Below are 25,369 nucleotides of genomic sequence, written 5' to 3'. Positions count from 1 at the left end.
GCGCGCGGGAACCCGGACAAGGGTTGCTGTGTTGCAGCACGTAGCCGCGACACGAGGGTCCGAATGAACAGCCATGCCGTGAATCATCCCGATGAGCAGGTTTTCGATCTGTCCCGCGCGAAACTATGCGTGATCGTCAACATGGGCTCGGGGCGCAAGGCCGGCGACGACATCGCCGAGCGGCTGCGCGAGCGGCTTCGGGATCAGGTCGCGCAACTGGACATCCGGCGGGTCGAAAAGGGCAGCGATCTTGTCGATCTGGCGCGGCAGGCGGTCGAGGACGGCGCCGATGTGATCGTCAGCGCCGGCGGCGATGGCACCCAGGCGGCGATTGCCAGCGCCATTGCCGGCACCGATGTGGCGATGGCGGTGATCCCCGGCGGAACCTTCAACTATTTCGCCCGTGATCTGGGCTGGGAAACCGTTGACGAGGCGCTGCGCCTGTTCGACGCGCCGCGCCTGCGCCATGTTCATGTGGGCGAGGTGAACGGGCTGATATTTCTGAACAATATCAGCCTGGGCGCCTATCCCGAAGTGCTCAAGCGGCGCGAAAGCATCTATCGCCGCTGGGGGCGTTCCCGCATTGCCGCCTATTGGTCGGCGATCGTCGCGCTGTGGAGCCTGCGCCACCCGCTGCGCCTGACCGTCGAGGCCGAGGGCCAGCGCCACGAATTCACCACCGCGCTCGCCTTCGTGGCGAAAAGCGCCTATCAGCTGGAGATCTTCGGGCTGGAGGGCGCCGACTGCATCCGCGACGGGCATCTGGCGCTGCTGGTCGCGCGGGCGCGCAGGCCCGCGCCGCTGGTGCGCGCGGCGCTGCGGCTGGCCTTTGGCAAAAGCGCGCGCTACGCCGATTTCGATCTGGTTTGCGCCGACAGTATGCGGATCGAGGCGGTCCCCGCCCATGAATATGTCGCCCATGACGGCGAAAAGACATGGATGGATTCGCCCTTCGAGGTCCGGGTCCGGCATGACGCGCTCAAGGTGCTGGTCCCGGCGCAGGATGCGGTACAGGATGGGGCATGACCCGCATCCTGCATCTTTCGGACCTGCATTTCGGATATGAACGCCAGGCGCTGGTCGCGCCACTTCTGGACAGGGTGAACGCGGCGCGGCCCGATCTGGTGGTCGTGACGGGCGATCTGACGCATCGCGGCCGCTCGGGCCAGTTCGCGGCGGCGGGGTCCTTCCTGCGCCGGATCGAGGCGCCGCTGATCGCCGTGCCGGGCAATCACGATATCCCGCTGTTCAAGCTGACCGCCCGGCTCGCGCGGCCCTATCGTCGCTATTGCCGGGCCATCGCGAATGACCTCGAACCGGTGGCGCATGTCGGGCATGTCCGCGTGCAGGGGGTGAACAGCGTCGATCCGACGGCCTGGCAGCGCGGTGTCATCACCGGCGCGCAGGTCAGGCGGGTGATCGGCAATCTGGATCCCGGCTGCACCAATATCCTCGCCCTGCACCATCCGATGCAGCAGCGCCCCGAGGTGGACAAGATGCTGATGAAGGGCGCGCCCGAGGCCCTGCGGGACCTGCAATCCGCCGGGCTGCATGTGGTGCTGAGCGGGCATCTGCATGTCTGGTCAGCGGGCGCCTTTCTGCGGGACGGGCAGGGCGGCGTCCTGCAGGTTCAGGCCGGCACCGCGCTTTGCAACCGTCCGGGGGATCGCCAGAACGAATTCGCGGTGCTCGATTTCGACGGCCCCGAGCTGTGCATCACCCGCCATGTCGCGCCGATGTCGGAACCGGGCTTTCTGCCGCCCGAGCAGATGCGCTTCAGCCGCCGCGACGGGGGCTGGAAAAGCCTCTGAGCCTGCCGGGGACGGCGGGCATGATTGCCTTTGCCGGCCGCTCGTCGCATGATGCAAGGCCCTTGTCGCCGGATCGTGATGAAGCCCAGAAAAACCACCCCGCCCCGCGCGCCGCGCCCGGTGACGCAGCCCCTGTCGCCGCCCGCTCCGCAAACCGTCGCGCTTGCCGCCGATCCGGCGGCGATGGAGATATTCCTCGTCGCCACGCCGGGGCTTGAGGAGCCGCTGGCCGACGAGGCCCGCGCCCTTGGCCTTGATGCCCATGTCCAGCCGGGGGGCGTGAGCTTCACCGGCGGCTGGGCAGATGTCCGGCGCGCCAATCTGGAAATTCGCGGCGCGACGCGCGTGCTGGCGCGGATCGGATCGTTTCGGGCCATGCACCCGGCGCAACTGGACAAGCGGGCGCGGCGCTTTCCCTGGGGCGACTGGCTGCGCGCCGATATCCCGGTCCGGGTCGAGGCCAGCAGCCGCAAGTCGCGCATCTATCACGCCGGCGCCATCAGCCAGCGGATCGAGGCCGCCATTCGCGACAGCCTGGGCGCGCCGGTCGCCGATGATGCGCCGGTCACGCTGAAGGTCCGGATCGAGGACGATCTGTGCACGATCAGCGTCGATACATCGGGCGAGTCGCTGCACAAGCGCGGCCACAAGCAGGCGGTCGGCAAGGCGCCGATGCGCGAAACCATGGCGGCGATGTTCCTGCGCCAATGCGGCTTTGACGGGCACGAGCCGGTGCTGGACCCGATGTGCGGCTCGGGCACCTTTGTCATCGAGGCGGCCGAGATCGCCGCGGGGCTGCATCCCGGGCGGATGCGCGGCTTCGCCTTCGAGCATCTGCCGGGCTTCGATCCCGAGGCCTGGGCCGACCAGCGCAAGCATGTCGCGACCCCGCCCGCGATCACCTTTCACGGCAGCGACCGCGATGCCGGCGCGATCCGCATGAGCCATGAGAACGCCGCCCGCGCCGGGGTCGGCGGCTGGTCCGATTTCCAGAACCGGGCGATCGGCGATCTGATCCGCCCCGAAGGCCCGCCGGGTCTGGTCATCGTCAACCCGCCCTATGGCGCCAGGATCGGCAACAAGGGGCCGCTTTTCGGCCTGCACGCAGCCCTGGGCGCGGTGCTGCGCGAACGGTTCGGGGGCTGGCGCGTCGGCCTGGTCACCAGTGACGGGCAGCTGGCGCGCGCCACCGGCCTGCCGTTTCGCGAGCCCGGCCCCTATGTCGCCCATGGCGGGCTGAAGATCCGGCTCTACCGGACCGGACCGCTTTAATCCTTGCCGTGACGGCTGGCGGGCCGGCGGGCCGGCCAGCGGGGCAGGAGGGGCACCTCGAGCAGGTCGCCGGGCCGGACCAGCCCGGCCAGGCGGATCAGGTCGCGCCGCGCCATGGCGATGCAGCCCGCGGTGGCAAAGCCCGGCCGGCGCCATTGATGCAGGAATATCGCCGATCCCCTGCCCGGTCGCGCGTCCGGCCAGTTCCAATCCGTCACCAGCACGATGTCATAGAGCGGATCGGCCCGCCGCAGCGCCTCGTGCCCGGGGGCAAAGGGCGCGCGCACCAGCTGGTTATATTCCGAATGCGCCGCGTCGTCGCACCACAGATCGCGCGGCAGGATCGGCCGCGCCCAGTCGGCGGGCCGCGCCAGCCGGTCGGGGCGGTAAAGCAGCCCGACCAGACGATGCCGGCCGACCGGGGTCGCGCCGTCGCCCTCGTGCTTGGTCGTGGTAAGGCCGCCGCGCCCGACCGAGCACGGGATCACGCGGCGGCCGGCGCGCAGCCCCATGGGCGTCAGGAGCAGCCTCACAGCAGATGGCCCGATTTCTGCGCCTTGATGTCCAGATAGCCGGTATTGTGCCGGTTGCGCGGGGTGATCAGCGGCACGCGCTCGGTGACCTCGATGCCCTGATCCTGCAGCATGGCGACCTTGCGCGGGTTGTTGGTCATCAGCCGCACCGAAGCGAAGCCCAGTCTTTTCAGGATGCCGGCGCCAATGCGGAAATCGCGCTCGTCATCCTCGAAACCCAGGCGGTGATTGGCCTCGACCGTGTCGAAGCCCTGATTCTGCAGGGCATAGGCGCGCATCTTGTTGGCCAGACCGATGCCGCGCCCCTCCTGGTTCAGATACAGAAGCACGCCTGCGCCCGCCTGTCCCATGGCGGCCAGCGCGGCATGCAGCTGCGGGCCGCAATCGCATTTCAGGCTGCCCAGAACATCGCCGGTGAAACAGGCCGAATGCAGCCGCGCCAGAACCGGGGCGTCGCGGGGCGGGGCGCCGATCTCGACCGCGTAATGTTCGGTCGCGCCGTCATCGGGGCGAAAGATATGCAGCCTGGCGTTCTCGGCCGCGAGGAGCGGCAGGCGCGCGGCGGCGACCGGGGCCAGGGCGGCCTCGGTCGCCAGCTGCGCCAGCGCCGGGCCGGGCGGCAGCCGGGTCAGCCCCTCGGGCGGGGCGTCCGAGGGCACCAGCAGCACGGCAGGCAGAAGCTGCGCCGATTTCGCCAGCGCGATGGCGGCGCGATGGGGCAGGGTGTCGCCGCCGCGGGCGCAGCGGAACGGCCCCTTCATCGGCGTCATCAGGTCGCCCGCCGGATCGGCCAGCGCGCGCAGCCAGTCGGGGCTGGCGTCGCGCGCCACCTCGACCCGGGCGATGTCGCCGTCATAGACGCGCGCCTTGAGCGTCTCGGCCCGCCGGCCGGTGATCGCCAGAACCGCGGGGCCGAGGTCCAGCATGGCGCGCACCCGCCCGGGCGACACCGTCTCGGCCGCCGCCGCCAGATGGTCGCCGATCAGCACCGGCAGGCCCATGCGCAGATCGGCGCGGGCGCGCGAGAGGGTCTCGGTCAGGGTCGGGATCAGGCTCATGGCACCTGCGGAATTGAAACAAACTGAAACATAGGGCGTTTTTCCGACAACTCCATGTGAGAATTGCTGCAATGCGCTGGACGCGGCCCCGGCTCGGCCACAGGTTTCCGCCATAACGTCAAAGGAGGCAAGAATGGCCGGACTGAAAAAGATCCTGCTGGTGGACGACGAAGAGGATCTGCGCGAGGCGCTGGCCGAGCAGCTGACCGCCACCGAAGACTTCGAAGTGTTCGAGGCCGGCACCGGCGCCGAGGCCGTCGAGGCCAGCAAGGGCGCGATTTTCGACCTCGTGGTGCTGGATGTCGGCCTGCCCGATACGGACGGGCGCGAATTGTGCAAGCGGCTGCGCAAGCAGGGCATCAAATGCCCGGTGGTGATGTTGACCGGGCATGACACCGATGCCGACACGATCCTGGGGCTGGACAGCGGCGCCAACGACTATATCACCAAGCCGTTCAAGTTTCCCGTGCTGCTGGCGCGCCTGCGGGCGCAGCTGCGCACGCATGAGCAGTCCGAGGACGCGATCTTCCAGCTTGGACCCTATACCTTCAAGCCGTCGATGAAGATGCTGATCGACGCCAAGGACCGCAAGATCCGCCTGACCGAAAAGGAAACCAATATCCTGAAATTCCTGTACCGGGCGCAGGACGGGGTGGTGGCGCGCGATGTGCTGCTGCACGAGGTCTGGGGCTATAATGCCGGCGTCACGACGCATACGCTGGAGACCCATATCTATCGCCTGCGCCAGAAGATCGAGCCCGATCCCTCGAACGCGCGGCTGCTGGTCACGGAATCGGGCGGCTACCGTCTGGTCGCCTGACCGGGACCGGCCGGAACCCGCGACCGCCGTCGCGGGTTGCCACCAAGAAGCCCAGTGGCCGGCGGATGCGGCCACCGGAACGGCCCGGCCCCGGTGCGATCCGGCGGCCGGGCCTTTCGTCATCCGGGCGGGGGCGGGGTGGTCTTGCGGGTCAGGCGGGCACCTGTTCGTGACAAAGCTGTTCCGCCTCCTCCTCGGCCAGCACGACATTCAGCAGGTGGCAGTAGCGCTGACCGTTCTGCCGCAACTCGTGATGCCGGCATTCGCGGCAGATGCCGAACATTTTCGTTCCCGTCCGCGCCACGCGATCGGCCAGGCTGCGCGCCAGAAGGCGCTCCAGCATCGCCTGATCGGCGTCGTTCATGCCGGTGTCGGCGCATCGGTCGGCATTGGCCGCCCGCAGCGCCGCCCGCCCCGCCTCTGTCAGCCGATAGCGGATCGACCGCCGGTCATCGGCCAGGCGCTCTTCGCTGACCAGCCCCTTGGCCTCAAGCGATTTCAGCGTCTGCGACATGGTCCCGCGCGTGGTGCCCAGATAGTCGGCGACATGCGAGGGCGAGCGTGAAAAGCGGTTGGCATTGGCCAGATATTCCAGCGCCACCACCTGCACCGCATTCAGCTGCGCGGAGCGCATCAGCGCGGCGTCAAGCCGGGCGTGGCGGTTGATCAGCAGGCGGATCCGGTCGCGGTGGTTCATCCGCCATATATATTCGAGTCGAAATCACCTTGCAATAGTATCGACTCGCTACTATAAAGGGTCTGGCCAAAGCAACGGAGGACCGAAGGATGATCAGGCTCACAGTTTCACTTGCGGCGCTTGCCCTTGGCGCCGGCGCCGCGCTGGCGGACGAAAATCACGCCATCGACCAGGAAAATGCGGTGAAATCGGCCGCCGATCAGGCGATCACCGCGTCGTTTGACATTCTGGCCGCCCATGCCACGCGCAATGGCCAGACCGTCACCTTTCGCATGACCACCAACGGGGTCGCGGGCGCCGACACGCCCGAGCCGGCGGGGCAGCTGGGCGGCGCGCCGGTGCTGTCCTATGTCTGGCCGACCTCGCTCGATCCCTCGGCGGTCGGGTTCGAGGGCAAGACCGGCATCCTGGCCTTTGCCGCCACCAGCCACCCGGATTTCGACGACACCCCCCTGTTCGACGAGGATGCCGACGGCGATCCCGCCAATGACGGCACAAAATGGCACAGCCATTGGGTGGTGCTGACCCCGACCGAGGCCTGCGGCGAGGGCGCGCTGGGCGTGCGCGACATCCCCGAGGGCGAAACGCCCGCCCTGCCGCCGACCTGGCCCGGCCTGCCGATCTTTATCGACAGCCCCGGCTATACGCCGGTCTTCGACGGCCCCGAAATCGCGGTCACGGTGCCCTTTGCCGCGCCGGTCGAAACCGCCGGCATCTCCTATGACGGCGTGACCTCGGCCCTGCGGGTGCATGCGAATATCCATGCGCCGCTGCTTTGCGTCACCGATGTCTTCGACATCGCCTCGGGCGATCTCAGCCTGCCGGGCAGGGTGGAATGACGGGCCGGGTTTCGCGCATCCTGACGCGGTGGTGGACAAGCGCCGGGCGCACCCCTAGGGTCCGCCCCGACGAAAGGAGCGCCCCATGTTCACCATCGCCACCTGGAACATCAACTCGGTCCGCCTGCGCGAGACGCTGGTCGCCCGCTTCCTGACCGAGGAGGCGCCCGATATCCTGTGCCTGCAGGAAACCAAGAGCCCGGTCGAGAAGATCCCGCTGGCGGCCTTTCACGCGCTTGGCTACCGCCATGTCGTGGCGCGCGGGCAAAAGGGATATAACGGCGTCGCCATCCTGTCGAAACTGCCGATCGAGGATGCCGGCGATCGCGACTATGCCGGCCTTGGCCATGCCCGCCATGTGGCGGCGCGGCTGGAAAGCGGCATCACCATCCATAATTTCTATGTTCCCGCCGGCGGCGACATTCCCGACCGCGAACAGAACGAGAAGTTCGGCCAGAAGCTGGATTTCCTGACCGAGATGCGCGATGTCTTTCACGCCGACAGGCCGGCGCGGTCGATCCTTGTCGGCGATCTGAACATCGCGCCGCGCGAAGACGACGTCTGGTCGCACAAGCAGCTTCTCAAGATCGTCAGCCACACGCCGGTCGAGGTCGAGCATCTGGGCGCCGCGCAGGATGCCGGCAAATGGGTGGACATCACCCGCAAGGACATCCCCGAGGGGCTGCTTTACAGCTGGTGGAGCTATCGCGCGCGCGACTGGGACGCCGCCGACAAGGGCCGGCGGCTGGATCACATCTGGGCCACGCCCGATATCGCCGGCGCCGGGCATGGCAGCCGCATCCTGCGGCCGGTCCGGGGCTGGGAACAGCCCAGCGACCATGTGCCCGTCCTTGCCAGTTTCGACCTCTAGCCGGCCGGGCCGGCGCGGCGGGCGGCTGTCCGGTGCGGCCTTGCATCGCGGCCGGTGCTGCTCCATCTAGGGGATGACCCGTCCGCAAGAGGAATCCCGATGCTTGAGCTTGGCTCTGCCCCCGCCGACCAGACCCCCGCCGATATCATCAAGGATGTGACCGAGGCCAGCTTCATGGCCGATGTCGTCGAGGCTTCGATGCAGGTCCCGGTGATCGTCGATTTCTGGGCGCCCTGGTGCGGCCCGTGCAAGACGCTGGGCCCGCTGCTGGAAGCCGAGGTGACGCGCCACAAGGGCCGCGTCCGCATGGCCAAGATCAATGTCGACGAGAACCAGATGATCGCCGGGCAGCTGCGCGTGCAGTCGATCCCGACGGTCTATGCCTTCTTTCAGGGCCAGCCGGTCGATGCCTTTCAGGGCGCGGTGCCGCAAAGCCAGATCCGGCAATTCGTCGAAAAGCTGGTGGCGATGGGCGGCGATGATGGCGGCCTGGCCGAGGCGCTGGATGCCGCCGAGGCGATGCTGACCGAAGGCGCGGCCGAGGACGCGGCCGAGACATTCGCCGCGATCCTGGGCGAAGAGCCGGAAAACCCGCAGGCCTGGGGCGGGCTGATCCGCGCCCATCTGGCCGCCGGCAGCCTGGACCGGGCCGAGGCGGCCTTGTCGCAGATCCCGGCGGCCATTGCCGGCGCCGCCCCGGTCGAGGCCGCGCGCGCCCGGCTGCAACTGGCGAAACAGGCGGCGAATGCCGGCCCGCTGGACGATCTGCGCGCCCGGGTCGAGGCCGATCCCGGCGATCAGCAGGCGCGTTTCGACTATGCCACTGCGCTGCATGCCGCCGGCGAGGTCGAGGCGGCGATCGATCAGCTGCTGGAGGGGTTCCGCCGCGACCGCGACTGGAATGACGGCGCCGCCAAGGCGCAGCTGATCACCATCTTCGATTCGCTGAAACCCACCGATCCCATCGCGCAAAAGGGGCGCCGGCGCCTGTCGTCGCTGATCTTTGCGTGACATGCGGCGCGGATTCGACCTGCCCGAGACGATCCCGCTGTTTCCCCTGCCCGGTGCGGTGCTGATGCCGCGCGCGCGGCTGCCCCTGCAGATCTTCGAGCCGCGCTATCTGCAGATGGTCGAGGATGTGCTGAAAACCCCGGCGCGGCTGATCGGGATGATCCAGCCGGCCGAGGGCGGGCTGGACGCGCTGGCCCAGGTCGGCTGCGCGGGCCGGATCGGCGCGTTCTCGGAACTGGATGACGGGCGTCTGATGATCTCGCTCAGGGCGATCTCGCGCTTTCACCTGCGCGAGATACAGCCCGGCTTCACGCCCTATATCCGCGCCCGGGTCGGCTGGTCGGGCTATGAGGGCGACCTGTCCTCGGACGCCGAGCGCGATCCGGGATTCGCCCGCCAGCCCTTCATGGCGCGCCTGCTGCGCTTTCTGAAACTGCATGAGCTTTCGGCCGACTGGGATCAGGCCGAGGCCTCGGACGAAGAGACGCTGATCAATTCGCTGTCGATGATGCTGCCCTTCGCCGTCGAGGAAAAACAGGCGCTCCTGGAATGCGCGACGCTGTCGGCGCGGCGCGAATTGCTGGAGGGGCTCCTGGAATACGCGCTGCGTGCCGGCGACAGTGAGGAGACGATCCAGTGAGCGACACCCCCGAAACCAGCCCCGGGACAGGGGCCGCGCGCGCCCGCGCGAATCCAGAACGCGGTTTCGACCGCCACATGCTGGAGGCACTGGTCTGTCCGGTTACCCATGCGACGCTCAGCTATGACGCTGCGGCGCAGGAACTGATCTCGAAGGCCGCCGGCCTGGCCTTTCCGATCCGCGACGGCATCCCGATCATGCTGCTGAACGAGGCGCGGCAGATCAAGGCGGGATAGGGCGCAAAATGTCGCCGGTTGGACGTCGGGAATAAGCACTTGCCGGCGACCTCGCCCGCCCGGACCGTTGCCCGCGCCGAAGCGCAGCACATCTTCGGCCACCCGGCGCGCGACTTCTCGCGGGGCATCCGGAGACATGCGCAACCTCGTCGATTGGCGGCCGGCCTCGCTGGAACGACGGCGAGCAACACGGGCCAGGAGAGCTACTCGTGAACGGCAATGCGTCCGACCAGAAACCGGGCGACCCAGCGGCGCCGGCGGCACGACCCTACAGCATCCTGCTGATGGGTTTCGGCCAGTCCAATGCCGATGTCCATGACGCCGGTCCACGATCTATCCCTCGGCGGCGAACACTCCGGCGGGCCGGTTGCCGGTGATGATGCCCGATGACGGCAAGGGCATACGCGGCTATATGGGCCGCGCGCGCAGCAGCCGGATTTCCGGATTCGTTTCGGTCAGGAACGCCAGCGACAAGGTGCAGTCGCTGCTGGCGGCGGCGGCCGGCGTTTTTTCGGCATCCGGAACGGCGGCGGCGTCGTGGATGGGATATTCCGCGACATTGACGGCAACGAATCGATCATTTTCGCGAATCTTCTTGCCACCATCCGCGAATGCACCGAGGCGGCCGAGGCGGATGGCGGGCTTCTGTTTCAGCCGCTCGACATTATCGCGACGCAGGAGCATGCGCCGTGACGGCGGTTTCCGGGGCTTTCAACGCAATGCCGTCGCTCAGCCCGCCTGTCGCGCCAGCGGCAGGCAGGCGTCCGCCCGCCCGTCATGGTCCCATGACATGCAAGGCAGACGCTCGCCGCTGCGAAGGAACGGATCAACCTCGGCCCGAAACGCCCTGGCCGCGTGTCACTCGGCCGCCTCGGCATAGCTTTCCAGCGGCGGGCAGGTGCAGATCAGGTTGCGGTCGCCATAGGCATTGTCCACCCGGCCGACCGGCGGCCAGTACTTGTCCACCCGGAACGCGCCGGGCGGGAAACAGCCCTGCTCGCGCGAATATGCGCGGTCCCAGTCGACTACCAGATCCTCGACCGTGTGGGGGGCATGGCGCAGGGGGCTGGCCTCGGCGCTGATGCGGCCCTCGGCCACTTCGGTGATCTCGTCGCGGATGGCGAGGAAGGCGGTGATCAGGCGGTCGATCTCGGCCTTGGTCTCCGATTCCGTCGGCTCGACCATCAGCGTGCCGGCGACCGGCCAGCTCATGGTGGGGGCGTGAAAACCGTTGTCGATCAGCCGCTTGGCGATGTCGTCCACGGTCACGCCATGGGCCTGGAAGGTCCGCGTGTCCAGAATGCATTCATGCGCGACGCGGCCGCGATTGCCCATGAACAGGACCGGATAGGCCCCGGCCAGGCGGCTGGCGATATAGTTGGCGTTCAGGATCGCGACGCGGGTGGCCTGGGTCAGCCCCTCGCCCCCCATCATCAGGATATAGGCCCATGAGATCAGCAGGATCGAGGCCGAACCCCAGGGCGCGGCCGAAACCGCGCCATCGCCGCCGCGCGGATCGCCGGGCAGGAAGGGCGCCAGATGCGCCTTGACCCCGATCGGCCCCATGCCCGGACCACCGCCGCCATGCGGAATGGCGAAAGTCTTGTGCAGGTTCAGGTGGCTGACATCGCCGCCAATCTCACCGGGTTTCACCAGCCCGACCAGCGCGTTCATGTTCGCGCCGTCGATATAGACCTGCCCGCCGTGATCGTGGGTGATGCGGCAGACCTCGCGCACGGTGTCCTCGAACACGCCATGGGTCGAGGGATAGGTGATCATCACCGCCGCCAGCTTGTCGCCGGCCCTGGCCGCCTTGTCGGCGAAATCCTCAAGGTCGATATCGCCGTTCGGCGCGGATTTCACCACCACGACCTTCATGCCGCACATCTGCGCGCTGGCCGGGTTGGTGCCATGGGCCGAAACCGGGATCAGGCAGATATCGCGATCCTCGCCGCGCGAGCGGTGATAGGCGGCAATGGTCAGAAGCCCCGCATATTCCCCCTGCGCGCCGCTGTTGGGTTGCAGCGAAAAGGCGTCATAGCCGGTGATCGCGCAGAGCTTTTCGGTGAGATCCGCGAAAACCTCGTGATAGCCGGCGGCCTGAGCTTCGGGCGCAAAGGGATGCAGCGCGCTGAATTCCGGCCAGGTGATCGGCATCATCTCGGCCGCCGCGTTCAGCTTCATCGTGCAGGAGCCCAGCGGGATCATCGCCCGGTCCAGCGCCAGATCGCGGTCCGAGAGCCGGCGCATGTAGCGCATCATTTCGGATTCCGCGCGGTTCATGTGGAAGACCGGATGGGTCAGGAAATCGCTTTCGCGCAGCAGCCCGTCGGGAATCGCGGGCTCGGTCGCGGGCACGGGCGCGTCGTGGACGCCAAAGGCATCCAGAACGCGCGCGATCACCCCGGCATCGGTGGTTTCATCGACACTGATGCCCACGCGATCATCGCCGACCTGGCGCAGGTTGATGCCGCGCTGTTCGGCCGCGGCCAGAATGCCCGCCTGGCCGACGCCGACGCGCAGGGTGATGGTGTCGAAAAACGTCTCGGGCGCGACCTCGAAGCCGGCGCCGCGCAGGGCATTGGCCAGGGTGGCCGCGTGCAGATGCACCCGCTGGGCAATGGCGCGCAGCCCGACCGGGCCGTGGAAGACGGCATAGAAGCCCGCCATCACCGCCAGCAGCGCCTGCGCGGTGCAGACATTGCTGGTCGCCTTTTCGCGGCGGATATGCTGTTCGCGCGTTTGCAGGGACAGCCGATAGGCCTGATTGCCCTTGGCGTCGATGGAAACGCCGACGATGCGGCCGGGCATCGCGCGCTTCATCTCGTCGCGGCAGGCCATGAAACCGGCATGCGGGCCGCCATAGCCCATCGGCACGCCAAAGCGCTGCGCCGAACCCACGGCGATATCGGCGCCCATCGCACCCGGCTCGCGCAAGACGCACAGCGCCAGCAGATCGGTCGCGACCACGGCAACGGCCCCGGCCGCGTGCAGGGCGTCGCATTCCGCGCTCAGATCGCGCAGATGGCCGAAGGTGCCGGGATACTGAAAGATCGCCCCGAAGACCGAGGCGGGATCGCAGTCCTCGGGCGCGCCGCGCAGGATTTCGATCCCCAGCGGCGCGGCGCGGGTCTCGATCACCGCGATGGTCTGCGGATGCAGGTTCTCGCTGACGAAAAACGCCTGCGCCTTGGATTTGGCGACACGCTGCGCCATGACCATGGCCTCGGCCGCGGCCGTCGCCTCGTCCAGCAGGGACGCATTGGCCACCGGCAGGCCGGTCAGATCGGCCACCATGGTCTGGAAGTTCAGCAAAGCCTCGAGCCGGCCCTGCGCGATCTCGGGCTGATAGGGGGTATAGGCCGTGTACCAGGCCGGGTTCTCCAGGATATTGCGCTGGATCGCGGGCGGCGTGACGGTGCCGTAATACCCCTGTCCGATCAGGCTGGTCATCACCCGGTTGCGGCCGGCCACCTCGCGCATGCGTTGCAGCAGCGCCGCCTCGGACAGGGCCGGCCAGTCCAGAGGCTCGGTCTGGCGAATGGCGGCGGGCACGGTCTGGCCGATCAGCGCCTCCAGGCTTTCGGCGCCGACCGCCTTGAGCATCTCGGCCATCTCGGCCGGCGTGGGGCCGATATGCCGGCGGTTCGCGAAATCGTCGGGGTTGTAGTCAGAGCGGGTCCAGCGCGCCATCTTCGCCATCCTTCACAGAAACCGCCGAGCGGCCTCTTTCCTGCAGAAACATCCTTGGGGGGGAGGGGCCGGCAGCCCCCGCCGCTGCCGGGCCACGGGACCCGGCAGGGCAACGGATCAGCCGATCAGTTCGTTATAGGCCGCCTCGTCCATGAAGCCGGACAGATCGGCATCCGTGGGCCTGATGCGGAAGAACCAGGCCGCAAGGGGGTCGTCGTTCACCGCGCCGGGCGCATCGGGCAGGTCCTCGTTCACGGCGGTAATCACGCCCGCCACGGGGGCGGTGATGTCCGACGCCGCCTTGACCGATTCGATCACCACGATTTCCTCGCCGGCCTCGACCTCGCGGCCGACCTCGGGCAGTTCGATGAAGACGACATCGCCCAGCTGTTCGCTGGCATGGGCGGTGATGCCGACGGTGATCTCGTCGCCATCCTGTTTCAGCCATTCGTGGTCTTCGGTATATTTCAGCATGCCTCGGCCTCTCAGCGCTTGTAGCTAGGTTGGTGGAAGGGAAGTGCGGTGACGGTCACGGCCACGCGCTTGCCGCGCAGCTCGGCCCAGACGGTATCGCCCTCGGCCAGCGCGGCGGGCAGGATCGCCATGGCGATCGGTCCGCCGACCGAGGGGCCGAAGCCGCCCGAGCAGACCTTGCCGATCTCGGCCCCGCCCTCGGATGCGTCGAAGAGCGTCACCCCTTCGCGGATCGGCGCGCGGCCGTCCGGGCGCAACCCGAAACGGGTCCGCGCGGGACCTTCGGCAAGTTCGCCCAGCACGGTTTCCGCGCCGGGAAAGCCGCCCTCGCGCGCGCCGCCCTGACGGCGGACCTTCTGGATCGACCAGCCAAGCCCCGCCGCGGCCGGGGTGGTCCCGGCATCCATGTCATGGCCGTAAAGCGGCATCCCGGCCTCAAGCCGCAGGCTGTCGCGCGCGCCCAGGCCGATCCAGGCGACCCCGGGCTGGTCCAGCAGCGCCCCGGCAAAGGCAACCGCCTGCGCCTCGGGGACCGAGACCTCATAGCCGTCCTCGCCGGTATAGCCCGAGCGGCTGACCCAAAGCGTTGCGCCCTGCCAGTCGAATTCCGCCACATCCATGAATTTCATCGCCGCGACACCGGGGACCAGCCGTTCCAGAACCGCCTCGGCCTGCGGCCCTTGCAGCGCCAGCAGGGCGCGGTCGGTGACCGGCGTGACGGTGATGCCGCGCGCCTCGAGCTGGCGCAGATGGGCGATGTCCTGCTCGGCGCAGGCGGCGTTCACCACCAGAAACAGATGGTCGCCCTTGTTGGCGATCATCAGGTCGTCGAGTATGCCGCCGGTGTCATTGGTGAACAGCCCGTAACGCTGGCGGCCCTGTTTCAGCCCGAGGATATCGGCCGGGACCAGCGTCTCCAGCGCCTCGGCCACACCCTCGCCGCGCAGGATCACCTGCCCCATATGGCTGACGTCGAACAGCCCCGCATGGGCGCGCGTGTGCTGGTGTTCGCCCATCACGCCCATCGGATATTGCACCGGCATTTCCCAGCCGGCAAAGGGCACCATCTTCGCGCCATGCGCGACGTGCAGATCGTATAGTTTCGTGCGCCGAAGATCGGCCATGAGCATCCCCCTAGTCTTGCGGACGGACCTGTCCGGCCTGCTTCGATGCCCCCTCTGTCCCTACCCCGCGAGGGGCGCCTGAGATCGTTATCCCTTCGGCGGGCGGCCATGTTGGGGGCCGCCTCTCTCCAGAGCGTTCAGCGGAAACGGTTCGTTTTGCCTGAGAGTTTACCGGGGCGGTTGCTCCTTCGGCCCTGGCATGCGCCAGTGTCTCCCGATTTCCGACCTTTGTCGTATCCGGGCCGCCGGATTCTGGCAAGGGGTTTCGTGCCGGCCCGGACGGCGCATCAGATCGAGATATTCGAGGCACCGCCATCCAGCAGGATGTTCTGGCCGACGATGAACCGCGCATGCTGGCTGCACAGGAATGCGCAGGTGGCGCCGAAATCCTCGGGCCGGCCATAGCTGTGGGTGGGGATGGTCTGTTCGCGACGGCGGCGGGCCTCGTCCACGGTGATCCCCTCGGCCTTGGCGACCCCGGAATCCAGGCTGTCGGCGCGCGCCGTCGCATGGATGCCGGGCAGCAGGTTGTTCACCACCACGCCATGCGGCGCGACCTGGCGCGACATGCCGGCGACAAAGCCGGTCAGCCCGGCGCGGGCGGCATTGGACAGGCCCAGAATGGCAATCGGCATGCGTACCGATTGCGAGGTGATATTGACCACCCGGCCCCAGCCGCGTTCCATCATGCCGGGCACCAGCGCCTGCATCAGCGCGATCGCGGCCAGCATATTCGCGTCGATCGCGGCGATGAAATCGTCGCGGTCCCAGTCGGTCCATTTGCCGGGCGGCGGGCCGCCGGCATTGTTGACCAGGATATCCGCCTGCCCCTCGAGCGCGTCCAGAACGGCGCCACGGCCGCGTTCGGTGGCGATATCGGCGGCGACCGGCGTGACCTTGACGCCGTATTTCGCCGCGATCTCATCGGCCGTGGCCCGCAGCGCGTCGGCGCCGCGCGCATTGATGACCAGATCGACGCCGGCGGCGGCCAGCGCCTCGGCGCAGCCCCGGCCCAAGCCCCTCGAGGCGGCGCAGACCAGCCCCTTCTTTTCCCTGATGCCCAGATCCATCCCGGCCCCCGTTTCGCTTTGAACTGGCCCAAGGGAAGCGCGCTGCGCGGCATTTGTCCAGTTCGGATGTCGGGGATGCGGGGCGCCGGCGCTAACCCAGCAGCCTTTGCAGCACGGCCTGCAACTCTTCGGGGCGCAGGGGTTTTTCCAGCATCGGCACCGCCATCGCCATGCAGGCGCGGCCGATATCCGGGTCGCGCCGGGCGGTCACCAGAATGGCCGGCACCGGCAGCCCCGCCGCCCGGCGCAGCGATTCGATGCTGCGCAGGCCGGTATCGTCATTGTTCAGATTGTAATCCGCGATCACCACATCTGGCGGCTCGTCGCCCATCATCGCCAGCGCCTCGGTCGTGGCGCCGGCCACCCGCGCGACCATGCCCAGCCGGTCGCCCAGCAGCAACTCATAGGCGCGGCGCATGGCGTCGTCATTTTCCACCACCAGCGCCACCCGCCCGCGCAGCGAAGGGCCGGCGCGCCCGGCGCCGGGCGCGCCGGCGCTGACGCCCGGTTCGACCAGCGGCAGGCCGATGCGGAACACCGTTCCGCGCCCCGGCGTGCTGTCCATGGCGATGGGATGGCCCAGCTTGGCGCAGGCGCGGCGCACGATGGACAGGCCCAGCCCCATGCCCGGCGCGCCCCCGTCGCGCGCGATGCGCTGGAATTCGTCGAACACGCGCGTCCTGTCCTCGGCGGCGATGCCGATGCCGGTATCGCGAACCTCGATCCAAGCCTGCCCGGCGCGCCGGCGCACCCCCACCAGCACGCCGCCGGAATCGGTATATTTGATCGCGTTCGAGATCAGGTTCTGCGCGATCCGCCGCAGAAAGACCGGATCGCTTTCGACCACGGCGGAACTGGGCACAAAGGACAGGCGCAGCCCCTTGCTCTCGGCCATCGGCGCATATTCGATGGCCAGCCGCCGAAACAGCGCGGCCAGATCGACCGGCTTGCGCTGGAACTCGATCCGCTGGCTGTCGAGCCGCGAGATGTCCAGAACCGCATGCATCAGTTCCTCGACCGAATCAAAGGCGCCGGACAGGCGTTGCGCAAGCTCGGACTGGAAATCGTCCAGGGGCGAATCGGTCAGCGCCGACAGGAACAGCTTGGCGGCGGAAAGCGGCTGCAGAAGGTCGTGGCTGGCGGCGCGCAGGAACCGGGTCTTGGAGCGGTTCGCCTCTTCGGCGGCGGCGCGCGCCACGGCCAGTTCGCGGTTGCGTTCCGACAGGTCGGCCAGCGCCTGTTCCAGTTCGCGGGTGCGGGCCTCGACCTCCTGCTCCAGCGCGACGGCGGCCTGAAACATCGACCAGGCCGAGCCGCGCCCCGCTTCCAGCCGGTCGATCCGCTCGACCAGCACATCGGTGATGCGGGTCAGTTTCTCGACCCGGCGGGCCTCGGATTCGTCCTTGCGCAGAAAGCTCACGGCAGCGCGGCCCCGTCGCGATCGGGCGGCATGAGCGCCATGCCGACAAAGGTCTGGTTCACATGCATGCCGCGATGCTGTTCGCCATAGGTGTTGAAACCGGCGACGCGATGGCGCGCCAGCAGCCGCGACATCCGGCCGGCCATGCCCTCGCGCTCCAGCGCCAGCCGCCGCAGGATGCAGTCGAAGCCCAGCACCATCAGCGGCGGGCGGGGCAGGGCCTCCAGCGCCTCGGCAAAGCCGCGCATCATATCCATGGCGCGGCCGATGGTCAGGATATTGCCCGGCTCGATCCCCGACAGAAGCTGCAGGCCGCCCTCGGCCGTGACGGCGCGGATGGCGCGGACATGATGCCGGCCGCCGGCGCGCAGCAGCAGCGGGTGGCGGGCGAATTCCGTGGGCGTCATGGCCGAGGGCGGGATGCCCGCCAGCCGGGCATATTCCCGCGCCGCGGGCTCGGCGTTCAGTTCCACGATGATCCGGTTCTGCGGATCGGCGGCGGTCACCACCGCGCGCCGGTCGGTCGGGCTGAAATGCGAGAACGACAGCTCGGCCACCGCCAGATCGGTCTCGATCAGCACGAATATCGCCGCGCCGGGACATTCCTGGCCGTCGATCATCTGGCAACCCCGGTCGAATTCCAGCCCCGACGCGGTCGAGGCACCGATCACCGGCAGGCCCGGAATCGCCGCGTCCAGCGTGGCCGCCAGCACATCCTCTTGCCGGGCATGGGCATCGGCCAGCAGGATGCCGAAACCGGCGCGGCCCGGATCGGGGCGGAATTCGGAATAGGCCCGGCGCAGCGTCGCCATCCAGGCCGAGGCCGGCACCCGCGCCTGATCGCGCAGCAGGCAGGCCGCCGCCCGGAAGCTGGCCGCCGGAAAGCCAAGCGCCGCCACCATGTCCTGACAGTAGCCCTGCGGCCCGATCTGCCCGGCCGAGGAACAGCCGACCACAAGGCAGCCCTGCCCCAGCCCCGCGCGCAATTCGCGGCCAAGCGCGCCCAGGCCGCCCGCCGGCATGCCGAACAGCAGCAGCAGCGCCGGCCGGTGCGGCGCCATGGCGGCATGAATCCGCGCCGCCAGATCAGCGGCGCCGGCCGGAAAGGCGGCGGCGACGGGCGCGAATGGGGGGCTTTCACCCGGCGAAGCGGCCGCCGCCTCCTGCTGCGGATCGGCCGGGATCATGCCGGCTCGAACAGCCGGATGCTATTGGCCAGCAGCACCGCCTGCGTGCGGCGGCGGGCGTTGATCTTGGACATGATGGCGGTGATATGGGTCTTGACGGTGGCCTCGGCGATGGACAGCTCATAGCTGATTTCCTTGTTCGCCTTGCCCTGGCAGATCAGGCGCAGGATCTTCATCTGCTGCGGCGTCAGGCTGGCGAAGCGCCGCGCCAGTTCGGCGCGCGCGGCATCCTCTTCGCTGGCCTGTTCGGGCTCGTAGCTGTCGGGGGTGACGCGTTCGCCGTTCCACATCCGGCGCAGGCTGTCGACCAGCGCCTCGCGGCCCAGGGATTTCGAGATATAGCCCTGCGCCCCCGCCGCCATCGCGACCGAGATCATGGCGTTTTCCAGATCGGCCGAGATCATGGTGATCGGCACGCCGGGGATCTGGCGGCGCAGCGTGACCAGCCCTTCGGCGCCGCGCGCATCGGGCAGGTTCAGGTCGAGGATCACCGCATCGGGCGCGCCCTGACGGCGGATCTGCTCCTGCGCGGCGGCAAGGCTGCGCGCCGTGCGCACGCTTTTCAGCCCGAAGCTGATCTTGAGGGTCAGCGCCAGCGCGTCGCACATCAGCGGGTGATCGTCCACGATCAGGATTTCGCGGACCCGCTCGGCGCCTGGTCTTGGCGGGCCGGCGCGATCGGATTCTGGCTGTTTGGCTAAGGCCATCGTTCTCCTCCCAAAGAAACGCTTGCATGTCAGGAGGGCCTGGCGGCACTGCTGGCGCCTCTCCATTCTAGGCCGCTGCCGATATGGCGCAAGGTTCATATTTCCTGTGGCGCAATTCTGCTACCACCAAGGATGTATTGAACTTTCCGCCGACACAAGCCGCCGGGCGCGCCAGCACGGCAAAGCCGGTGCGCGGCGGGCGCAGAATCACCACCCGGCCAGCCGCCGGCGGATTGCCAGCGGGGCCGGGCAATGGCACAAGATGGGCAGGCGAAAAATGGAGATTGGCTCATGGCGCATCCCGTCCGGCACCGGTTCCTCGCGGCAGTTCTTGCCGGCATTGTGATCGCAGGCCCGGCCGGCGCCCAGGAAAGCCCGATCCCCGAGCGTCGGGTGACGCTGCGCGCGGATACCGACATGCCGGGGGGCGATCTGGCCCGCATCTTCGACACCACGCTGCAGGCCTGCATCCAGGCCTGTCTGGGCAATGCCGATTGTCAGGCGGTGACCTATAACCAGCGCTCGCGCGCCTGTTTCCCCAAGGGCGATGCCGGTGCGCCCGCGGCCTTTCAGGGGGCGGTGTCGGGCTATGTGGTGAGCGCCGCGCCCGAGCGCATCCGGCGCGCCACGGATCGCGCCGGGGCGGCGCCCTTCATCGGCGCCGACGATCTTGCCGCCGCCCTGAAACAGGCCCGCACCTTTGCCGCCATGCATCCCGCGATGGGCACCGAGGGCACGCCCGCCACCCATGTCGGGCCGCTTGAGCGCGACGGCCAGACCGAGGCGGCGGCGCGGCTGCTGGCCGGTTTCGTGGCGCGCGACGACAATGCCGGGGATTGGGCGGATCTGGCGCGCCTGACCCTTCAGACGCGCGGCGAAGGCGACCGCGAGGCCGCCGCTTCGGCCGCGCATATGGCGATCAACGGCTATCTGCGGGCCGAGGACGACACCACCGCCGCGCGGGCGCTGTTCCATCTGGCGCGGGCCGATGAGCGGCTGAACCGTGGCCGCGACGGGCTGTCGGCGCTGCGGCTGGCGAACCGGCTTGCCCCCGATGACGGCGAGATCGCCGGGGCGCTGCAGGCCTCGGAGGAGCGCAACGGCCTGCGCGTCACCGACACGCAGATCGACGCGCAGGGCAAGGTGCCGCGCTTCTGCGCCGTTCTGTCGCGCGATCTGGCGCCGGGGACCGATTACGCCCCCTTTCTGCGTCTGCCCGAGGGCGATCTGACGGTCGAGCCGGATGGCAACCAGCTGTGCGTCAGCGGCATGGGCCATGGCCGGCAGGTGCAGATCACCCTGCGCGCCGGGCTGCCCGCCGCCGATGGCGAGGTGCTGGCGCGCGATGTGCCGCTGCAGGGCTATATCCGCGACCGCGACCCCGAGGTGCGTTTCCCCGGCCGGGCCTATGTGCTGCCGGCCTCGGGCGATCAGCGGCTTTCGGTGGTCACCGTCAATGCCGACGAGATCGGCCTGCGCCTGCTGCGCATCTCGGACCGCAACCTGATCCGCGCCATGGCCGAGGACATGTTCGCCACGCCGCTGGACAGCTGGCAGGCGGATTACTTCTCGGCCGGGATGGCGCGCGAGATCTGGCGGGGCCGGGCGCAGATCGCCAGGCCCATGGGGCAGGATGCGGTCAATCGCGAACTGACCACCAGCCTGGCGATCCCCGCCGAGGCGGGGCCGCTGCAGCCCGGCATCTATATCGCCGAGGCCAGTCTGGCCGACCGGCCGGCCTCGGAAACCGGGCTGGCGACGCAATGGTTCGTGATCTCGGATTTCGGGATTTCGACGCTTGCGGGGACCGACGGGCTGACCGTCGTGGTGCGCAGCCTGAACGACACCACGGCCAAGCCCGGGGCCGAGGTCGCGCTGGTCAGCCGCTCGAACGAGGTGCTGGCGCGGGCGCTGACCGACGACCGGGGCGTCGCGCATTTCGCGCCCGGTCTGGCCATGGGACGCGGCGGTGCCGAGCCGGCCATGGTCACGGTCACCGAATGGCAGGGCGAGGGGGGCGATCGCGCGCCCCGCGACATGGCCTTTCTGTCGCTGACCGAGCCGGAATTCGACCTGTCCGATCGCGGCGTCGAAGGCGCGCCGCCGGCGCCGCCGATCGACCTGTTCGTGACCACCGATCGCGGCGCCTATCGCGTGGGCGAAACCGTGAACGCGACGGTTCTGGCCCGCGATGCCGGCGCCCGCGCGCTGGACGGATTGCCGCTGACCGCCGTGATCCTGCGCCCCGACGGGGTCGAGCAGCTGCGCCTTGCCGCCACGCCGGCAGGGGCCGGCGGCAGCATCGTCAGCTGGCAGATCCCCGGCAATGCGCCGCGCGGCACCTGGCGGCTGGAACTGCGCACCGAGGCGGATGGCCCGGCGCTGGCCACCGCGCCGCTGCTGGTCGAGGATTTCCTGCCCGAAAGGATCGACTTCACCCCGCGACTGCCCGAAGGCCCGGCCATGGCCGGCGGCACGCTGGACCTGTCGCTGACCGCGCGCTGGCTGTTCGGCGCGCCGGCCGCCGACCTGCCGGTCGAGGGGCTGCTGCGCCTGGCCCCGGCGCGCGATCTGGACGCCTATCAGGGCTATTCCTTCGGGCGTCACGACGATGACACCCAGTCGGTGACCGAAACCCTGCCCCCCGGCCAGACCGACGCGCAGGGCAATTACAGCGCGCGGGCCGAATTGCCCGACGCGGACCGGCTTGGCCCGCAGCCCTACCGGGCCGAGATCGTGGTGAACATCCGCGAAGGCGCCGGCCGGCCGGTCGAGCGCAGCGAAGCCCGTCTTGTCATGCCCGCGGCGCCCGCCATCGGCATCCGCCCGCTGTTCGAGGGCGATACCGTCCCCGAGAATGCCGAGGCGCGTTTCGCCCTGCTGGCCGTCGGCCCGGATCTGGGGCGGGTCAGCGAACCGGTCCGCTGGGTCCTGAACCGCATCGACACCGATTATCAGTGGTATTCCATCGGCGGCCAGTGGAACTGGGAGGCGACGACCACGCGGCGGCGCATCGACGAAGGTGTGGCCGAGCCGGGCGAGGTCCCGGCCGAGATCGCCGCCCGCGTCGATTGGGGCCAGTACGAGCTGGTGGCCGAGCCGGCCTCGGGGCAGGGCGGGCAAAGCTCGGTGCGGTTTTACGCCGGCTGGGGCGCGATCGCCGGCGCGGGCAGCGAGACGCCGGACCGGCTGCAGGTCGTGCTGGACAAGCCCGCCTATCGCAGCGGCGAAACCGCCAGGGTCACGGTGCAGGCGGCCTCGGACGGGCTGGGGCTGGTCTCGGTCATGTCGAACCGGCTGGTCGCCATGCGCATGGTCGACCTGTCCGAGGGCGAGAACGAGATCGAGCTGCCGGTGACCGATGACTGGGGCGCGGGCGTTTACGTCACCGTCAGCGCCATTCGCGGCGTCGCGGATGCCGGCCCCGAGGATCGCCGCCCGGTGCGCGCCCTGGGTCTGGCCCATGCCGCCGTCGATCCCGGCGACCGGCAATTGACCGCCAGCATCCAGGCACCGCAGGAGACCCGTCCGCGCGGCACGATCCCGGTCACGCTGACGGTGGCGGGCGCCGGCGGCGATACCGTTCACGCCACCATCGCCGCCGTCGATCAGGGCATCCTGAACCTGACCCGCTTTGCCCCGCCCGATCCCGGCCGGCATTACTTCGGCCAGCGGCGTCTGGGCGTCGGGCTGCGCGATCTTTACGGGCGGCTGATCCTGCCCAGCGGCGCACCGGAGGGCGCGCTGCGCGAAGGCGGCGATGCCAGCCTTTCGGCCAATGCCGAGGCGCCGCCGCCGACCGAGAAACTGATGAGCTGGTTTTCCGGGCCGGTGACGCTGGGCGCCGATGGTACCGCCCGCGTCGAGGTGCCGGTCGGCGATTTCAACGGCGAGCTTCGCGTCATGGCCGTGGTCTGGTCGGACAAGGGGGTCGGCCAGTCCGATGCCTCGGTCCTGGTGCGCGATCCGGTGGTGCTGACGGTGACCGCGCCGGCCTTCCTCGCGCCCGGCGACCGGGCACAGGTCGGCCTGCGGCTGACCCATGTCTCGGGCCCGGCGGGCGAGGTCGGCCTGGCCGTGAGCCAGACCGGCGGCGCGGCGCTGACGGCCAGCCTGCCGCAGGCCGGCGTGACGCTGGCGGAACAGGCCGAGGCGCAGCTGCAGATGCCCGTCACCGCCGGCGATGCCGAGGGGCGTGCCGATCTGCGCCTGACGCTGACCGCGCCCGATGGCAGCCAGCTGACCAAGGATATCGCCATCCCGGTTGCCCTGAACGAGGCCGATATCCAGCGCCGGGAACGCCTGACCGTCGCGCCGGGCGAAAGCGTCGCCGTGCCGGCCGCGCTGACGCAGGACATGCTTCCGGGCGCGGTGCTGACCGCCGCCGTCGGCCCCTATGCGCGGCTGGATGTGGCGGGGACGCTGGCGCGGCTGTCGCGTTATCCCTATGGCTGCACCGAACAGATGGCCTCGGCCGCGATGCCGCTGCTCTACCTGACCGGGCTTGCCGAGCTTGAGGGGGTTCAGGGCGCGGAGGACGGCGACACGTCCGAACGGGTGCAGAAGACCATCGGCCAGATCCTGACCCGGCAGGGCTCGAATGGCGGTTTCGGGCTTTGGTCGGCAGGTTCGGGCGATCTGTGGCTGGATGCCTATGTCACCGATTTCCTGTCGCGGGCGCGGGCGATGGGCTATCAGGTGCCGGACAAGGCGTTCCGCATGGCGATCGACAACCTGCGCAACCAGGCCAATTACGCGGGCGATCCGAAATATGCCCAGGCCTCGGAGAATGCGGCGCTGGCCTATGCGCTGGCGGTGCTGGCGCGGGAACGCGCCGCGACGGTGGGCGATCTGCGCTATTACGCCGATACCGCGGCCGACAGTTTCTCGACGCCGATGGCGGCGGCGAATCTGGCGGCGGCGCTGGCCTCATATGGCGATCAGCTGCGCGCCGACCGGCTGTTCGCGCGGGCGCGCGATCTGGTCGATCTGACCACGGACGAGGCCCCGGATTACCGCCCCGATTACGGCACCCGCCTGCGCGATGCGACGGCGCTTCTGGCGGTCGCGGCGGATGCCGGGACGCAGGCCATCGATCTGACCGGCCTGACCTCGGATCTGGCCGAGCGGATCGCGCGGATGGCCGAGGGCGGGCAGCCGCTTTCCACCCAGGAATCGCTCTGGACGGTGATGGCGGCAAGGGCGCTGTCGGTGGCGGCGCCGCCGGTGCTGCTGAACGATGTCCCGCTTGGCCAGCCGGTCTTCGGCCTGCCCGATGACGCGGCCCGCATCTCGAATGCCGGCGATGCCCCGGTCGAGGTCACCATGACCGCCACCGGCAAACCCGCGACAAGCCCGGCGCAGGGCGGTCGCGGCTACCGGATCGAGCGCGGCTATTACAGCCTTGAGGGCGAGGCGATCGACCCCTCGAGCCTGCCGCAGGGCACGCGCATGGTGGTCGCGCTGCGCGTCTATCCCGAAGCCGGCGGCGGCGGCCGTCTGATCGTCGCCGATCCGCTGCCGGCGGGCTGGGAGATCGACAATCCGAACCTGCTGCGCGCCGGCGATGTCTCGGCGCTGGACTGGCTCGAGGGGCAGAGCTCGGCCGAGATGACCGAGTTCCGCGCCGACCGTTTCGCCGCCGCGCTGACCTGGACCTCGGACCAGCCGTTCAGCCTGGCCTATATCGTGCGCGCGGTGACGCCGGGCAGCTTCCGCCATCCCGCCGCCAGCGTCGAGGACATGTATCGCCCCGGCTACCGCGCCTGGAGCGATGGCGGCACGGTCGCCGTGACGCGCTGAGGCGGGCATCGGCCCGCTTCCGCCGATGGCGGGGCGCCGCGGCGTCAGGTCCGCGCCTTTCGGGAAAGCCGTGCTTGCCCCGCAGGGCGCGGTGGGGAATAATC

General features: G+C 69.2%; 21 protein-coding genes and 1 riboswitch. Of the genes, 10 read left to right on the top strand and 11 right to left on the bottom strand.

The genetic code is table 11. The features are described 5' to 3' along the window. Positions 1-63 precede the first annotated feature (63 nt). The 3 genes from IT41_RS06055 (at position 64) to IT41_RS06045 (ending at position 3,083) form a co-directional block, all read left to right on the top strand. Positions 64-1,026, top strand: a complete 963-nt coding sequence (locus tag IT41_RS06055; protein ID WP_052081296.1) for a diacylglycerol/lipid kinase family protein — start codon at positions 64-66, stop codon at positions 1,024-1,026. Beyond that, the gene (locus IT41_RS06050) at positions 1,023-1,811 is read left to right on the top strand and encodes a metallophosphoesterase family protein (protein ID WP_036739482.1); all 789 of its coding nucleotides are present in this window, start codon (positions 1,023-1,025) and stop codon (positions 1,809-1,811) included. The genes IT41_RS06055 and IT41_RS06050 overlap by 4 nt, the downstream gene beginning before the upstream one ends. Before the next feature lie 78 nt (positions 1,812-1,889). After that, positions 1,890-3,083: a THUMP domain-containing class I SAM-dependent RNA methyltransferase gene (locus IT41_RS06045; protein WP_081967476.1), complete on the top strand. Its 1,194-nt coding sequence runs from the start codon at positions 1,890-1,892 to the stop codon at positions 3,081-3,083. On the opposite strand, the gene IT41_RS06040 is transcribed toward IT41_RS06045, so the two are convergent. Continuing rightward, positions 3,080-3,595, bottom strand: a complete 516-nt coding sequence (locus IT41_RS06040) for a L,D-transpeptidase family protein (RefSeq protein WP_175496398.1) — start codon at positions 3,593-3,595, stop codon at positions 3,080-3,082. The two genes, IT41_RS06045 and IT41_RS06040, sit on opposite strands and share 4 nt — an antisense overlap. A 17-nt stretch (positions 3,596-3,612) precedes the next feature. Next, positions 3,613-4,674 carry a GTP cyclohydrolase II gene (gene ribA / locus IT41_RS06035; protein ID WP_036739481.1) on the bottom strand — a complete coding sequence of 354 codons (1,062 nt, stop codon included), beginning with the start codon at positions 4,672-4,674 and terminating at the stop codon, positions 3,613-3,615. A 133-nt stretch (positions 4,675-4,807) separates the two neighbouring features. Here ribA and IT41_RS06030 point away from each other — a divergent pair, with 133 nt between their 5' ends. After that, the gene (locus IT41_RS06030; RefSeq protein ID WP_036739479.1) at positions 4,808-5,494 is read left to right on the top strand and encodes a response regulator transcription factor; all 687 of its coding nucleotides are present in this window, start codon (positions 4,808-4,810) and stop codon (positions 5,492-5,494) included. A 151-nt stretch (positions 5,495-5,645) separates the two neighbouring features. On the opposite strand, the gene IT41_RS06025 is transcribed toward IT41_RS06030, so the two are convergent. Beyond that, a complete protein-coding gene (locus IT41_RS06025) occupies positions 5,646-6,191 on the bottom strand; it encodes a MarR family winged helix-turn-helix transcriptional regulator (protein ID WP_036739478.1) in 546 nt (181 codons plus the stop codon). A gap of 89 nt (positions 6,192-6,280) precedes the next feature. Between IT41_RS06025 and IT41_RS06020 the strand changes: the two genes are divergently transcribed. The 5 genes from IT41_RS06020 to IT41_RS06000 all read left to right on the top strand — a co-directional run bounded on the left by IT41_RS06020 (position 6,281) and on the right by IT41_RS06000 (position 9,788). Further along, positions 6,281-7,030 carry a hypothetical protein gene (locus IT41_RS06020; protein ID WP_036739477.1) on the top strand — a complete coding sequence of 250 codons (750 nt, stop codon included), beginning with the start codon at positions 6,281-6,283 and terminating at the stop codon, positions 7,028-7,030. An 85-nt stretch (positions 7,031-7,115) separates the two neighbouring features. Beyond that, entirely contained in the window at positions 7,116-7,901 is a 786-nt protein-coding gene (locus IT41_RS06015) for an exodeoxyribonuclease III (RefSeq protein ID WP_036739475.1), read from the top strand. 99 nt (positions 7,902-8,000) lie between these two features. Beyond that, on the top strand, positions 8,001-8,912 hold the full coding sequence (gene trxA, locus IT41_RS06010; protein ID WP_036739474.1) for a thioredoxin: 912 nt from the start codon (positions 8,001-8,003) through the stop codon (positions 8,910-8,912). A gap of 1 nt (position 8,913) precedes the next feature. Beyond that, positions 8,914-9,552 (top strand): LON peptidase substrate-binding domain-containing protein, encoded by a 639-nt coding sequence (locus tag IT41_RS06005; protein WP_036739472.1) that lies wholly within the window; start codon positions 8,914-8,916, stop codon positions 9,550-9,552. After that, positions 9,549-9,788: a Trm112 family protein gene (locus tag IT41_RS06000; RefSeq protein ID WP_036739471.1), complete on the top strand. Its 240-nt coding sequence runs from the start codon at positions 9,549-9,551 to the stop codon at positions 9,786-9,788. The genes IT41_RS06005 and IT41_RS06000 overlap by 4 nt, the downstream gene beginning before the upstream one ends. Positions 9,789-10,196: 408 nt before the next feature. Here the strand turns inward: IT41_RS06000 and IT41_RS21270 are convergent, their stop codons facing one another. From IT41_RS21270 to IT41_RS05960, 8 genes are all read right to left on the bottom strand, one after another. Continuing rightward, positions 10,197-10,472 (bottom strand): hypothetical protein, encoded by a 276-nt coding sequence (locus IT41_RS21270; protein WP_036739469.1) that lies wholly within the window; start codon positions 10,470-10,472, stop codon positions 10,197-10,199. A 174-nt stretch (positions 10,473-10,646) separates the two neighbouring features. Continuing rightward, positions 10,647-13,481: an aminomethyl-transferring glycine dehydrogenase gene (gene gcvP / locus IT41_RS05990; protein ID WP_036739649.1), complete on the bottom strand. Its 2,835-nt coding sequence runs from the start codon at positions 13,479-13,481 to the stop codon at positions 10,647-10,649. A 117-nt stretch (positions 13,482-13,598) separates the two neighbouring features. Beyond that, positions 13,599-13,955 carry a glycine cleavage system protein GcvH gene (gene gcvH, locus IT41_RS05985; protein ID WP_036739468.1) on the bottom strand — a complete coding sequence of 119 codons (357 nt, stop codon included), beginning with the start codon at positions 13,953-13,955 and terminating at the stop codon, positions 13,599-13,601. Between the two features lie 11 nt (positions 13,956-13,966). Further along, positions 13,967-15,079: a glycine cleavage system aminomethyltransferase GcvT gene (gene gcvT, locus IT41_RS05980; RefSeq protein WP_036739465.1), complete on the bottom strand. Its 1,113-nt coding sequence runs from the start codon at positions 15,077-15,079 to the stop codon at positions 13,967-13,969. Positions 15,080-15,216: 137 nt separating this feature from the next. Continuing rightward, a riboswitch (glycine riboswitch) is annotated at positions 15,217-15,306 on the bottom strand. A 60-nt stretch (positions 15,307-15,366) separates the two neighbouring features. Then, a complete protein-coding gene (locus IT41_RS05975) occupies positions 15,367-16,149 on the bottom strand; it encodes an SDR family oxidoreductase (protein ID WP_036739463.1) in 783 nt (260 codons plus the stop codon). 91 nt (positions 16,150-16,240) lie between these two features. Next, the gene (locus tag IT41_RS05970; protein WP_081967475.1) at positions 16,241-17,569 is read right to left on the bottom strand and encodes an ATP-binding response regulator; all 1,329 of its coding nucleotides are present in this window, start codon (positions 17,567-17,569) and stop codon (positions 16,241-16,243) included. Next, positions 17,566-18,756, bottom strand: a complete 1,191-nt coding sequence (locus IT41_RS05965) for an FIST N-terminal domain-containing protein (RefSeq protein ID WP_036739460.1) — start codon at positions 18,754-18,756, stop codon at positions 17,566-17,568. Before IT41_RS05965 ends, IT41_RS05970 begins: the two co-directional genes overlap by 4 nt. Continuing rightward, positions 18,753-19,463 carry a response regulator transcription factor gene (locus tag IT41_RS05960; protein WP_036739458.1) on the bottom strand — a complete coding sequence of 237 codons (711 nt, stop codon included), beginning with the start codon at positions 19,461-19,463 and terminating at the stop codon, positions 18,753-18,755. Before IT41_RS05960 ends, IT41_RS05965 begins: the two co-directional genes overlap by 4 nt. Before the next feature lie 291 nt (positions 19,464-19,754). Here IT41_RS05960 and IT41_RS05955 point away from each other — a divergent pair, with 291 nt between their 5' ends. Further along, positions 19,755-25,265 carry an alpha-2-macroglobulin family protein gene (locus IT41_RS05955; protein ID WP_036739645.1) on the top strand — a complete coding sequence of 1,837 codons (5,511 nt, stop codon included), beginning with the start codon at positions 19,755-19,757 and terminating at the stop codon, positions 25,263-25,265. Positions 25,266-25,369 lie beyond the last annotated feature (104 nt).

The sequence above is a fragment of the Paracoccus halophilus genome (genome assembly GCF_000763905.1).
Classification (GTDB): Bacteria; Pseudomonadota; Alphaproteobacteria; order Rhodobacterales; family Rhodobacteraceae; genus Paracoccus; species Paracoccus halophilus.
This window is presented reverse-complemented; position numbering and strand designations above follow the sequence as displayed.

Excerpts from the sequence above, each read along its gene's own strand:
- IT41_RS06005 (WP_036739472.1), top strand. The coding sequence starts at position 8,914 with ATGCGGCGCGGATTCGACCTGCCCGAGACGATCCCGCTGTTTCCCCTG.
- IT41_RS06025 (WP_036739478.1), bottom strand. The coding sequence starts at position 6,191 with ATGAACCACCGCGACCGGATCCGCCTGCTGATCAACCGCCACGCCCGG.
- gcvT (WP_036739465.1), bottom strand. The coding sequence starts at position 15,079 with ATGGCCGATCTTCGGCGCACGAAACTATACGATCTGCACGTCGCGCAT.
- IT41_RS05975 (WP_036739463.1), bottom strand. The coding sequence starts at position 16,149 with ATGGATCTGGGCATCAGGGAAAAGAAGGGGCTGGTCTGCGCCGCCTCG.
- IT41_RS06055 (WP_052081296.1), top strand. The coding sequence starts at position 64 with ATGAACAGCCATGCCGTGAATCATCCCGATGAGCAGGTTTTCGATCTG.
- ribA (WP_036739481.1), bottom strand. The coding sequence starts at position 4,674 with ATGAGCCTGATCCCGACCCTGACCGAGACCCTCTCGCGCGCCCGCGCC.
- gcvP (WP_036739649.1), bottom strand. The coding sequence starts at position 13,481 with ATGGCGCGCTGGACCCGCTCTGACTACAACCCCGACGATTTCGCGAAC.
- IT41_RS06020 (WP_036739477.1), top strand. The coding sequence starts at position 6,281 with ATGATCAGGCTCACAGTTTCACTTGCGGCGCTTGCCCTTGGCGCCGGC.
- IT41_RS05955 (WP_036739645.1), top strand. The coding sequence starts at position 19,755 with ATGGCGCATCCCGTCCGGCACCGGTTCCTCGCGGCAGTTCTTGCCGGC.
- gcvH (WP_036739468.1), bottom strand. The coding sequence starts at position 13,955 with ATGCTGAAATATACCGAAGACCACGAATGGCTGAAACAGGATGGCGAC.
- IT41_RS05965 (WP_036739460.1), bottom strand. The coding sequence starts at position 18,756 with ATGATCCCGGCCGATCCGCAGCAGGAGGCGGCGGCCGCTTCGCCGGGT.
- IT41_RS05960 (WP_036739458.1), bottom strand. The coding sequence starts at position 19,463 with ATGGCCTTAGCCAAACAGCCAGAATCCGATCGCGCCGGCCCGCCAAGA.
- IT41_RS21270 (WP_036739469.1), bottom strand. The coding sequence starts at position 10,472 with ATGCTCCTGCGTCGCGATAATGTCGAGCGGCTGAAACAGAAGCCCGCC.
- IT41_RS06050 (WP_036739482.1), top strand. The coding sequence starts at position 1,023 with ATGACCCGCATCCTGCATCTTTCGGACCTGCATTTCGGATATGAACGC.
- IT41_RS06030 (WP_036739479.1), top strand. The coding sequence starts at position 4,808 with ATGGCCGGACTGAAAAAGATCCTGCTGGTGGACGACGAAGAGGATCTG.
- IT41_RS06015 (WP_036739475.1), top strand. The coding sequence starts at position 7,116 with ATGTTCACCATCGCCACCTGGAACATCAACTCGGTCCGCCTGCGCGAG.
- IT41_RS06040 (WP_175496398.1), bottom strand. The coding sequence starts at position 3,595 with ATGGGGCTGCGCGCCGGCCGCCGCGTGATCCCGTGCTCGGTCGGGCGC.
- IT41_RS06045 (WP_081967476.1), top strand. The coding sequence starts at position 1,890 with ATGAAGCCCAGAAAAACCACCCCGCCCCGCGCGCCGCGCCCGGTGACG.
- trxA (WP_036739474.1), top strand. The coding sequence starts at position 8,001 with ATGCTTGAGCTTGGCTCTGCCCCCGCCGACCAGACCCCCGCCGATATC.